The sequence below is a fragment of the Streptomyces sp. NPDC003943 genome (assembly GCF_053605265.1).
The window spans coordinates 60733-71663 of sequence record NZ_JBSGIW010000031.1 but is presented as its reverse complement, the minus strand read 5'-3'; the positions used below and the strand labels follow the sequence as shown (position 1 = coordinate 71663).

The window sequence follows — 10931 nt, the reverse complement described above, 5'->3', positions numbered from 1 at the left end:
CCGGAACAGCATCCACAACTCGTCCGGCACCAACCGCTCAACCAGATCCGTCATGCACGGATCAACGAACGATCACGCCATAAGAAACGACGTCTAAGACAGGACGAAGCCCTGTTGACCGGGGTAGGACGGGCAGCAAGCATCACCTGATCACCGACGCCAGCGGCATCCCGCTCGCCGCCACCATGACCGGCGTCAACCGCAACGACGTCACCCAGCTGATTCCGCTGCTTCAGGCGGTGCCGCCGGTGAGGGGCGAGCGAGGTCGGCCCCGGCGTCGCCCGGACGTGGTGCTGGGCGACCGCGGCTACGACCATGGCAAGTACCGCCGCCTCGTCCGGGATCTGGGCGTGAAGCCGCTGATCGCTCGCCGGGGCACCGAGCAGGGCTCGGGCCCGGGCACGTAACGATGGGTCGTGGAGCGTACATTCGCCCAGTTGCACTGGTTCCGCCGGCCTGCGGACCGCTGGGAGATCCGCGACGACATCCACGAAGCCTTCCTCGCCCTCGGATGCGCACCGATCTGCTGGCGACCCTGAACTCCCGACAGAAGTTCAAGACAGGCACGGCCGGCGTTGATGGCCCGGTGGCCGACCTCAGGCTGGCTTGCGCCACACGGAGACGTGCTTCGTGGAGTCCTGGGTGAATGGGGACCCGTCCCAGTCCGCAACCCGACGTTCCAGTTCGAGCCCGGCGATCCGCGCCATCAGGTCGAGCTCGGCCGGCCATGCGTACCGGTGCCGGGAGTTCTCGCGCCGGTAGCGGCCGTCGTCGCCGTCGCGGGTGAAGTGGTGCGAGACGAGCATCTGCTCGACCACGTCGAAGGTGTCGAAGCCGAGATGCTCCTCGGAGACATCGAACGGCACCGCAACCTGGCCGGGCGGCAGGAACCGCAGCTTCGGCAACCCCAGCTCGATGACGAATCGGCCGCCGGGCTCCAGATGCCGTGCGGCGTTGCGGAAGCACTCGACCTGCTCGTCCTGCGTGAGCAGGTTCGTGATGGTGTTGTAGACGAGGTAGACCAGGGTGAACCCGCCGGGAACGACGGTGGTGGCCATGTCCCCGATGACTACCGGGAGGGCCCCCTCGTCGACCTTGCGTCGCAGCACCGCCGCCATGTGCTCGGACAGTTCGATGCCCACCACCGGCACGCCGCGTTCCCGGAGCGGGACTCCGACCCGTCCCGTTCCGATGGCGAACTCCAGCGCTCGGCCGCCCACGGCGAGCTCGGCGAGGAAGTCGAGGGTCGGTCCGAGTACGGCAGTCGAGGATGCTGCGGCTTCCTCAGCGTCGTAGCGTTCGGCGGTCGCGCGGGTCCACAGTTCACTGCTCGTCACGGGTGGCCACTGTGCCGGATGCTGAGGGGCGATGTCGACGCATTTGAGTTCTCTGCGGGTCAGCTTGCACCGTCCACTACCCGTTGTCGCCTGGTCAGGGCTTCTCCCGGGAGTGAACCAACCACCTTGGAGATCATTTCGTCAGGAGTTCTCAGGGGCGTCACGAGCCTGCTTCGGCACCCATCCGTTCCATCCACTCACGCACCTTCACTGCTTGCTCGATGCGGTCGACGATGTCCTTCTTGGAGGCCGTGTCCAGGATCTCCGGGATCTTGTCGAAGGTGTCGGGAAGAACGTCGAGGAGACCCAGGACCTGTTCGCCGGTGTTGACGGTCAGGAGTTGCTGGCACCGCCACTGCAGCGGCACCTCGGGACGGTGCGTGAGCCGCTGCACAAGTGTCGGGAACAGGTAGTGCGTCGCCTCTGCGGCGAGGTGCTTTCGTAGCCAGTCGACCGGGAGCCGCTGGCTGAAGCCGTGCATGGCGGCCTCCTGGGCCAGGTCCAGGAGCTGAGCCGTATCGACGGCTCGGACGGTGCCGGGAAGGGGCGGGGTCATGCCGCGATGATGCCAGGAAGCCTCCGCGGGGCCGCGCGGTCGCAGGTGTCGTAGTTCGCAGGAGCGTGGCGATGTGGGCCTCGGACAAGGCGTGCCGGGGTGCCGTGTGAGTGTGATTCGGCCATCTCGCTCGTACCAGTGTCGAACTGATCACCCCTACCGGATACTGCCGCTACCGAATCGGCGGAGATGTTTCTCTAAGGGGGACACGTGAGGCGAGCCGTCTTGCGCATATCCAGACACGTCAGCGCCGTCTGTGCCGCCGCCGCTGCGACGGTCTTGCTCACCTCCACCTCCGCGGCAGCGGAGACCGGCCCCGTTCAGGACAATTTCCTTCCCGCCATGGTCCATTCCATCCTCCACCTCGACATCGATCCGCCGGGTGCCAACGACTGGAACTGCCGTCCCAGCGCCGCCCACCCGCGCCCGGTCGTCCTGGTCCACGGCACCTACGAGAACCGATACAACAACTGGGCCGGAGTGTCTCCTGAGTTGAAGGCGCAGGGCTACTGCGTCTACGCCCTCGACTACGGCGACACCGACGACGCCGCAGTGGCTCTCGCTCCCACCGTCAAGGGCTATGGAGACATCAAGAAGTCCTCCAAGGAGCTGGCCGCCTTCGTGGACAAGGTGCTCGCTGCCAGCGGCTCCGGGCAGGTCGACCTGGTCGGCCACTCCCAGGGCGGGACCCTGGCCCGCTGGTATCTCAAGGCCGACGGCGGCGCGAACCCGGCCGACCCCTCGAAGAACAAGGTCAAGAAGGTCATCCAGCTCGGCGCGACCAACCACGGAACCACCATGAGTGGCATCTCGACCCTCGCCGACGAGCTCGGGATTCTGGAACCCGGGCAGGTGTCCGTGGGCATGGCGGGCGTCCAGCAGTACGAGAAGTCCGACTTCATCAAGGAGCTCAACGCCGACGGCGACACCGTTCCTGGGGTCGACTACACCGTGATCGCCACAAAGTACGACGAGATCACCACCCCCTGGCAGAGCACGTTCATGACGGCGGGCCCCGGAGCAACGGTGCAGAACATCACCTTGCAGGAGGGCTGCCCGGTCGACTTCTCCGCCCATCTGAGCATGTCGTACAGCCCGCGCGCGATCGGGCTGGTCAAACGCGCCCTGGACCCCGCAGCCCCGGCAGCTCCCTGTGTGCTGAGGGCGCCGGCCTTCTGATTCCGGCCCCGAGGCCCGTTGGCGAAGCCTTCTCCGCCGACCGCGTCGCCCAGCCCTTCATACTCGGCGCCAGCGACGACCAGCACCAGTGCATGTCCACCCGCTGGCGCCCTGCAAACACTGACCGGACAGCGCAGCACAGCGGAGGCCCCCGACGATGCGATCACCGGGATCCTCCGCTGTAACCCAGCCCCTGAACACGTCGACCTGCCTGTCCGACGGCCGCTTCATAAGTGGGTTGACGGTCAGTAGTTGCTGGCACCGCCACTGCAGCGGCCCCTCGGGACGGTGCGTGAGCCGCTGCACGAGGGTCGGGAACAGGTGCTGCCTCGCCCCTGCGGGATGCCCAGCGCGACGGGTGGCCGCTGGACGAGTCGCGCGGCGTCGGCCTGCTTGGCCCGGACGAAGGCCAAGGTCAGTTCGATTCCTTCGATGTCGCCCAGCCACTGCTCTTCCTCGGCGCGTTGACGGCGGAGGACCAGGTCCTCCTCGATCTCCGCGAGCCTGGGCAGCATCTTCGGGTTGACCTGGAGAACGGGGCAGCGGATGCGGGCGTGCTCACGGCGGCAGGGCGTCCGGTAGGGGCGAGCGCAGTTGCCGAGCTCGACCTGCCGTTTGTCGAAGCGTTCTTCGAACTCGGCCCATTTCTCAGGGTGACGTCGCCGTATTCGCCCTCGGGGCGCTGCGATCGCCGGTGGTCGAGGTAGCGCTGGTAGTGGCCGACGACGTCCTCGGCGAAGACCGCGACGTAGCCCTGGGTGGTCTGCAGGTTGAGGTGCCCGAGGAGGGCGGCGCCGATGTGGATCGGCAGACCGCCATTGACGATGTCGGTGGCGGAGAGCCGGCGGAAGTCGTGCGGGGTGAACTTCGTGCCGCGGACGGCGGCGCCCTCCCCTCAGCTTGTCCCGGCGCCGACATGACCGGACGGTCCCCGCGGCTGCACCGAGGTCGCGTGTCGTCGATGTCGGCAGCACCCGTGACAGGTGTCAGGAGCGGGTGAAGACCGTCTGACCGGCCATCGGCCACTGGCCCCGGCGAGGTCCGGGAAGTCCCTCTCCTGTTTGAACGGGAACTCCCGGGATATGGCGTGCATCACGTTCCGGGAACTGGTTCGAGTCGGTCGGACAGTCCGATGGTATGGAGATGAGTGTGCGCGCCCGAATACGGGCGGGAGATCCCGATACCTTTGGGTCTCTCTTCGATGATTACGCCCGGGCGGTGTACAACCATGCTTTTCGGCTGACAGGCGACTGGTCGGCTGCCGAGGACGTGCTGTCTTTGACCTTCCTGGAGGCATGGCGGCTGCGGGTAACGGTGGACCTGGACGGCGGGTCGCTGCGGCCTTGGCTGCTGGGCATCGCCACCAATACCGCGAGGAACACACGCCGGGCCGCGCGGCGGCACGAGGCGGCGGTCAGCCGCCTGCCGCGCGAGGAGGTGTTCCCGGACTTCGCCGAGGATCTGGTCGACCGCATCGACGACGCGGGCCAGGTCGCGGTGCTGCAGGCGGCGACGTCCCGGCTGCGCCGCGCGGAGCGCGAGGTGGTCGCGTTGTGCATCTGGTCCGGCCTGGACTACGCGGCCGCGGCCCAGGCGCTGGGCATCCCGCTGGGCACCGTCCGCTCTCGTCTCTCGCGCGCCCGCAAGAAGCTCCGCAAGTTCGCCGGTGTCGAGGTTCCGCCCCGGAGCGGGAACTCGGAGGCGGGCTGCGGACAGGTAGATGGTGACCGCGTCCCTGCGGTCCGGCCCACCGAGGAGGAAACCCGATGAGCCCCAAGCCGCAAAGGCCCACCCAGGCCGAGCGTGAGGAGATGGCCCGGCTGCTGCCGGTCCCGGCCGAGCGGGACCTGCCTGGACGCCGCCACCAGCTCCTGAAGGACCATCTGATGCGCGAAATCCGGCACGACACCGATGCCGCCACCGCCAGGCCCCGACCCCGGTATCGCCGCCGCCTGGCATTCACGGCCATCCCGCTGGCCGCAGGCGCCATGGCCCTCGCCCTGGCCACCGGCGGTGTGCTCGACCAGCACTCCACCGTCGGCCCCGGCTCGGCCGTGGCCTCCGGCCCCTCGGCCCGCGGTACCAGTGCCACACCGGCTGCGGTGCTGCTGGACCGTATCGCCACCGTCGCCGCGTCCAAGCCCGTCCCCGCCGTCCGCGACGACCAGTACGTGTACGTCGCCAGCAATGTCGCCTACTCCAGCCAGAGCGACCAGGACCCTGTCATGCGCCTGGACAAGCCGCACCCGCGGCAGATCTGGCTTTCGGTAGACGGAACGCGCCCCGGCCTGCTGCGCGAGAACGGCCAGGACACGGAGCTGACCACTGACCAGGAAGGCGTCGTTGTCAGTGAAGGAGACGGCCGGACCACGGTCCGTCGGGCGGATGGCACTGACTCCAAGCGTCCTGTCACCGTCCCGGGCAACGCGGCACCCTCGCTGAACAACCCGACCTACCGCTACCTGGAGTCGCTGCCCACCGACCCCGATGCGCTGCTGAAGAAGATCTACGACGAGACCAAGGGCGCCGGGCCCGGCCCGGACCAGGAAGCGTTCGTGACGATCGGCGACCTGCTGCGCGAGCAGCTCGCGCCGCCGAAGGTCAGTGCCGCCCTGTACAAGGCCGCGGCCAGGATCCCCGGCGTCACCGTCGTCAACGACGCCGTGGACGCGGCCGGCCGCCACGGCATCGCCGTCGCCCGCGTCCGCGACGGCGAGCGCACCGAGTGGATCTTCGACAAGCACACCTTGGATTTCCTCGGCGAGCGCAGCGTCATGGTCAAGGACACCCCCTGGGCCAAGAAGGGCCAGATCACCGCAACCACCGCCGTCCTGAGCCGCAGCATCACCGACAAGGCCGGACAGACACACATTCGCGCAAACTGACGAAGTGCTGCAGCGGTGCCCGAACTGCTCTCAGTTCGGGCACCGCCCCCCCTGGTCGGCGCCCCCCTGGTCGGCGCCCTCCTGGTCGGCGCCCCCTGGTTGGCGCCCCCTGGTTGGCGTCCCACTGCTCAGCGACCGGACCGCCGGCCGAAAGCCGAAATGAACGCGTTGCCTCTGCCAGCGCCCGTGCGCCGTGCGTACACGAGGTGACAACCGAACCCCCGTGACAGGACCCCCTTCATGCACGTGCTGATTTGTGCTGCCCTGCTCGCTGCTCCGCCGTTTCCGTGCGCCGGCCAGGTGCAGCCATGACGCTTCAGGCAATTCGCATAGAAACAACCGAAGCCTCCCAGGCATCATCAGCGGCTGCGCTGCCGTCCTTGACCGGTATGCGTTGGGCGGCAGCGTTCGTGGTGTTCGTCTACCACGTGCGGAACTTCGGATATTTCGGCGGCGAGAGCGCGCGGATCGTCGACTGGGCGTTCGGGGCCGGCGCGACGGGAGTGTCGTCCTTCTTCATCCTGTCCGGTTTCGTCCTTGCATGGTCGGCCCGCCCCGGGGAGCGGGCCCGGCTGTTCTGGCGGCGGCGCATTGCCCGGATCTACCCAGTGCACCTGGTCACCGCAGCGACAGCCCTGGTGCTGGCCTTCACCCTGCTGCCGGGCCTGCGCCCCAGCGGCCCTGCGGAAACGGCAGCGAACCTGCTGCTGGTGAGCTCCTGGAACCCCGATTGGTGGCAGGCGCTGAACCCGGTCAGCTGGTCGCTGACCTGCGAGGCGTTCTTCTACGCCGCCTTCCCCGTCCTGTACGCGGGCCTGCGCCGCCTGAGCCCCCGCGGCCTCACCGGCCTGGCGCTGTCATGCACCGGGACGGTGATCCTGATGCCTTGGGTCAACGCGTATTTCGCGCTGGGCTGGACGCTGTACTCGTTCCCGCTCGCCCGGTTCCCCGAGTTCGTCCTCGGGGCGGCGATCGGCCGTCTGGTCCGGGTCGGAGCGTGGCGCGGGCCCGGGTCGGAGGCAGCCATGGGCCTCACCCTCATCGGCTACTTCCTCGCGCATCAGCTGCCCGGTGACGGCAGCTACGCGGCGTTCACGGTGATCGGGCTGGCCTGTCTCATACCGGCAGCCGCGCTCAACGACCTGCACGGCGCCCGGTCGCTGTGGCGCCGCCGGTGGCTGGTCCGGCTCGGTGAGTGCTCCTTCGCCTTCTACATGATCCACATCCTGGTCATGCGGACCGTCGAGCACCTGCTCGGCAGGTATCTCGAACTTGAGACAGCGGCAGCCCTGGCTCTCGCCACCGCCGTCTTTGCCGTTTCCCTCGGCCTGTCCTGGGGCCTGTACCGCTGGGTCGAGCAGCCCGGCCGACGATGCATCCTCCAGGGTCCCCGCACCGCGAGCCGTCCGGCCGGCGGCGGACGCTGACATGATGCCCATGCTCCAGCGGTCCTGGACTGCCGGTCTCACCGCCGCCCTGCTCGCCCTGTGCGCCGCGCTCCTGACGGTCACCGCGCTGACCATCACTTCCTCACAACACACCGTGGTGGTGCTCGGTGTTCGTACCGGGCAGCCGGAGGATCCCGGGCGGGCGGTGACGGAGTCGGACGGGCCGGTCTCGTGGGAACTGGTGTGCAGCGCGCTGAACACCAGTCGCGCGCCCGGCTTGAGAGCGTTGGCCAGGGCGGGCAGCAGGCGGTGCGGGTCCAGAAAGGGAACGCCGCTGACGGGGTAGATCAGGTCGTACGGGACGGCTTCCTGCAGGTGTCGACGGCGTCAGCGCACACCAGGTGCAGGCCGGGGGTGTGGGCGGAGCGGGCGAAGGCGCGCTGGTGCTGGGTGGGGGAGGCGTCGAGGGCGGTGAGGTGGGCGCCGAGGGGCGGCCAGATATGCGGCGTGCCGCGGGCCAGTCAGGCCTCGCCGTCGACCGCGTACGCCTGCGTCCCCGCCCTCAGGTTCGCCTGCGCCTTGCGGTAGGCGCGGCGGCTGGGGACCTCGGCCTTGGCGTTCCCTTCGTCGCGCCGGGCGGTCAGGGCGGTCAGGGCTTGACGGGCCTCCTCCGGGGTCCAGCGGTCGAGGTCGATCTCGCGGTGCTGCCGGGCGGCCGTCTGGATCTCCAGAAAGGTGTTGGCCGATGCCGCGGCCTGGGCGGTCCGCTGGGGTGCGTTCACGGTGGTCAGGACGGCACCGAGGCCGGAGGAGAGCAAGGCGAGGATGCCGGCGGCGGTCGCTCCGGCGGAGTCGACGAGGGCCGTCGTGCCGGCGACGGCGGCGAGCAGGGTGGCAGGGATTCCGAGGAGGAGGTTCACGGCGCGCCAGCGCTTCGTCTCCTCGAACTGACACTGCGCGCTGTACATGGCGCTCTCCTCGATCCGCCGGAACTCTGCCTCGATGGCCCGGCGACGGCGGATTTCGGTGTCGGTGTCGGTGTCGGAGTCGGTTTCGATGTCGGCGTCACGGCCGACCGGATCCTCGGTGTCCACACGTCCACGCTACCGGGGGCGTGCTGCCACCGGTGCGCAATCACCCTCATCCTCCGGGGAGTTGGCGTCAGGAGTGGCGGTCCGTGTACGCGGTCACAGCGGCCCGGACCGGGTGGCCGGGCTCCAGAGGGTCGATCATCCCGGCCCACTGGGACAGCGTGACCCGTTCGTTGGCGGGCAAAGACGCCTCCAGCTCCGCCGCCGGGACGCGGCTCAGGAAACGCAGGGGCACGGGGGGTGCGTCGAGGTCGACCTCGAAGGATCCGGACGTCAGCGGCACCGCGACGAAACCCTGCAGCGTGCCGCCGGAGGAGGTGAGCACCATCCAGTACCGGCTGCCCGGCACGGAGGAATCGGCATCCGTGTCCCCGATCGATCGCACGGTCACCGCCTGGCAGAGCGGGCCGTCGGCGAGGCGTCGGGCGGGTGGGAAGGGTTGGTCCTCGATCTCCATTTCGATTTCGAGCAGCCTGCCGCCGGTGACTCTGAGACCTGCGGCGACCGGCCACGCCTCGAGGAACTCGTCCTGGGCGGGCCGTCGTTCGCCTGAGGACGCCCGAAGGACGAAGTCGGAGTCGACGCTCCTTCTCAGGGTGATCGGTGCGATGGGCCCGACGCCGGCCAGCCGGGTGGATGCCAGGCGGGCCGAGTGGCACAGGGCCCGGTCCGCCTCACCGAGTGCGTCGGCGAGCCCGGCGAGCGCCTGCCGGGTCGTGCCGGGCAGACGCTCGGGTTCCACGGCGAGCAGGCCGTTCAGCAGACTCGCGGCCTCCCGGCCGAACCAGGCGCCGGTCCGTCCGGTGCGCAGACCGGCTTCGAGGACCTGAAGGGGACCCGCGAGCGACGAGGCGGCCGGGGTGAACCAGTGGCGCAGCTCGCCGTCCGGCGGCGGGACCGGGACGGCGGCCGAGCCGTCCGTCTCCGCCCGCAGCAGGGAGGCGGCCGAGCGGGCCGCGGCGTCGACGTGCTCCCAGGGGAGGCAGTGGAAGAGCCGCGGCGGCGCTTGCGTCTCGCGGTTGAGCCGGTGCAGGAGGAAATAGCGCAGAGGGAGACTCTCGGCGCGGAGCCCCTCGACGACGTCCGGGCCGGCAGCAGGGGCGGCCCATCGCTCCTCCAGCCGGGAGATCAGCTCGGCGCCCCGCTCCGAGACGACGACGGGCGCGCCGAAGTCGTCGAGTTCGACGACCGCGGTCCCGTCGGGCGCGCGCAGGGCCAGAGCGCGGCTGAGCGAGCCCGACCGCTCGACGACCAGGCTGGTACGCGCCCACGACTCGGCGCCGAACCGCGGCATCGTGCGGGCGTCGGTGCGTTCGTCGCCGTCGTTGATACGGCCCAGACCGGGCGGCCGCCCCGGTGAGCCGGGCCGGACCCTGGCGATCCAGTCGCTGAGGGGGCGGTGCGGGGGCATGGAGTTCCCCTCGGGATTCGGCGCCGTCATGGAGCGACCCCATCACAACGGGCGCGCAGCTCCACGGCGACGGGGCCGAGCCGGTGAACCGTCTCGCCCAGGGCGGGAGCCCCGGGGTCGGGCACGCACTGGATCCAGAGCCCTGCCAGACGGTCCCACGCCCCTTCGTCGAGCGAGGAGAGCAGATCGGACGGCAGCGCCCGTGCCCATGCCCGCAAGGGCTCGTCGTCCACGTCCTCGGTGTCCCAGCGCAGCCGGAACTTCAGGCCGCGGAGGAGCACCTCGGCACGGACGAGAGGATCGGCCGAGGTGTTGGCCGGGACGAGACGGCGCCGGCCCCGGGCGTCCGCGAGGTCGTCGAGCGCCTTTCCCAGCGGGTCGACGACCAGGTTCCGCAGGGGGTCGTAGAGCAGCGTGTTGACGGTGAGGTCGCGCTGCCGGCTGTCCAGGAGGAGATCCGTACCCGTGGCCGGGAAGGCCGTGTCGCCGAGGCCGAGTCCCCGGTAGTCGAGACTCGGCCCGCCGGTGCGGGCGACCGGGTCGAGGACCGTGCAGACGAGCGTGTCGGGACTGAACCGCTGGGGGTGTTCCGCACCGGTGCCCTCGCTGTCCAGTACGTGGCGGGTCGTCTCGGTGAAGGCCCCGGCGGGTGCCGTGCCGGTGAGATCCAGGTCGTTGACCTCGTGCGGGGCGGCGCCGGCCAGCAGGTCGCGAGGGGCTCCGCCGCTCACCCAGATGTGGTGGCCCGAAGCGGCGAGGCGTTCGACCAGGTCCGGGGCGAATTGGGGGGCACGGGGACCGTGCAGCAGTGCCCGGAGGCGGCCCGCCAGGCCGGGCATCAGCTCGTCGGGGTGGTGGGTCCGGTCCCGGGCGATCTGCTGATCGGGCCGCCGGCCCGTGCGGACCAGGCTCGGCTGGTCCGTGGGATCGGTGCTCCGCCGAGGAGGGCGCCCGGCGAGTTCGTCGCCCGCGAGGAGCAGTTGGTCGTCGGCCGAGGTGGGCGCTGCGAGGGCAGTGCAGGTGAAGCCGGTCACCCGTCGGCCCTCCACCGTGTCCCCGGTGAGGATCGGCCCCGCCGACGCGC

Annotated in this window: 12 protein-coding genes and 1 pseudogene; 6 read left to right on the top strand and 7 right to left on the bottom strand. The window is 69.9% G+C overall.

All coding sequences use genetic code 11. From position 1 onward, the window contains the following. Nucleotides 1-95: 95 nt before the first annotated feature. Nucleotides 96-539: pseudogene (locus ACWEV0_RS15825) on the top strand (IS5 family transposase); the annotation flags it as partial. Nucleotides 540-596: 57 nt separating this feature from the next. On the opposite strand, the gene ACWEV0_RS15820 reads toward ACWEV0_RS15825, so the two are convergent. Next, nucleotides 597-1337 (bottom strand): class I SAM-dependent DNA methyltransferase, encoded by a 741-nt coding sequence (locus tag ACWEV0_RS15820; protein WP_453149853.1) that lies wholly within the window; start codon nucleotides 1335-1337, stop codon nucleotides 597-599. A gap of 160 nt (nucleotides 1338-1497) precedes the next feature. Next, entirely contained in the window at nucleotides 1498-1893 is a 396-nt protein-coding gene (locus ACWEV0_RS15815) for a hypothetical protein (RefSeq protein ID WP_453149852.1), read from the bottom strand. Between the two features lie 342 nt (nucleotides 1894-2235). Between ACWEV0_RS15815 and ACWEV0_RS15810 the strand changes: the two genes are divergently transcribed. Next, nucleotides 2236-3072: an esterase/lipase family protein gene (locus ACWEV0_RS15810; RefSeq protein WP_453149851.1), complete on the top strand. Its 837-nt coding sequence runs from the start codon at nucleotides 2236-2238 to the stop codon at nucleotides 3070-3072. A gap of 245 nt (nucleotides 3073-3317) precedes the next feature. Here ACWEV0_RS15810 and ACWEV0_RS15805 read toward each other — a convergent pair whose 3' ends face one another. Further along, the gene (locus ACWEV0_RS15805; protein ID WP_453149857.1) at nucleotides 3318-3587 is read right to left on the bottom strand and encodes a hypothetical protein; all 270 of its coding nucleotides are present in this window, start codon (nucleotides 3585-3587) and stop codon (nucleotides 3318-3320) included. Beyond that, nucleotides 3488-3883 carry a hypothetical protein gene (locus tag ACWEV0_RS15800; RefSeq protein ID WP_453149856.1) on the bottom strand — a complete coding sequence of 132 codons (396 nt, stop codon included), beginning with the start codon at nucleotides 3881-3883 and terminating at the stop codon, nucleotides 3488-3490. Before ACWEV0_RS15800 ends, ACWEV0_RS15805 begins: the two co-directional genes overlap by 100 nt. Between ACWEV0_RS15800 and ACWEV0_RS15795 the strand changes: the two genes are divergently transcribed. The 4 genes from ACWEV0_RS15795 (at nucleotide 3788) to ACWEV0_RS15780 (ending at nucleotide 7384) form a co-directional block, all read left to right on the top strand. Continuing rightward, nucleotides 3788-4072, top strand: a complete 285-nt coding sequence (locus ACWEV0_RS15795; RefSeq protein ID WP_453149850.1) for a hypothetical protein — start codon at nucleotides 3788-3790, stop codon at nucleotides 4070-4072. The two genes, ACWEV0_RS15800 and ACWEV0_RS15795, sit on opposite strands and share 96 nt — an antisense overlap. 137 nt (nucleotides 4073-4209) lie before the next feature. Continuing rightward, nucleotides 4210-4842 carry an RNA polymerase sigma factor gene (locus ACWEV0_RS15790; RefSeq protein WP_453149849.1) on the top strand — a complete coding sequence of 211 codons (633 nt, stop codon included), beginning with the start codon at nucleotides 4210-4212 and terminating at the stop codon, nucleotides 4840-4842. Next, nucleotides 4839-5957: a CU044_5270 family protein gene (locus ACWEV0_RS15785; RefSeq protein WP_453149848.1), complete on the top strand. Its 1119-nt coding sequence runs from the start codon at nucleotides 4839-4841 to the stop codon at nucleotides 5955-5957. The genes ACWEV0_RS15790 and ACWEV0_RS15785 overlap by 4 nt, the downstream gene beginning before the upstream one ends. Nucleotides 5958-6265: 308 nt before the next feature. Continuing rightward, nucleotides 6266-7384: an acyltransferase family protein gene (locus tag ACWEV0_RS15780; RefSeq protein WP_453149847.1), complete on the top strand. Its 1119-nt coding sequence runs from the start codon at nucleotides 6266-6268 to the stop codon at nucleotides 7382-7384. A gap of 482 nt (nucleotides 7385-7866) precedes the next feature. On the opposite strand, the gene ACWEV0_RS15775 is transcribed toward ACWEV0_RS15780, so the two are convergent. From ACWEV0_RS15775 to ACWEV0_RS15765, 3 genes are all read right to left on the bottom strand, one after another. Further along, a complete protein-coding gene (locus ACWEV0_RS15775) occupies nucleotides 7867-8439 on the bottom strand; it encodes an SLATT domain-containing protein (RefSeq protein ID WP_453149846.1) in 573 nt (190 codons plus the stop codon). A gap of 67 nt (nucleotides 8440-8506) precedes the next feature. Beyond that, nucleotides 8507-9877 carry a hypothetical protein gene (locus ACWEV0_RS15770; RefSeq protein ID WP_453149845.1) on the bottom strand — a complete coding sequence of 457 codons (1371 nt, stop codon included), beginning with the start codon at nucleotides 9875-9877 and terminating at the stop codon, nucleotides 8507-8509. After that, nucleotides 9874-10881 carry a hypothetical protein gene (locus ACWEV0_RS15765; protein ID WP_453149844.1) on the bottom strand — a complete coding sequence of 336 codons (1008 nt, stop codon included), beginning with the start codon at nucleotides 10879-10881 and terminating at the stop codon, nucleotides 9874-9876. The genes ACWEV0_RS15770 and ACWEV0_RS15765 overlap by 4 nt, the downstream gene beginning before the upstream one ends. Nucleotides 10882-10931: the final 50 nt, after the last annotated feature.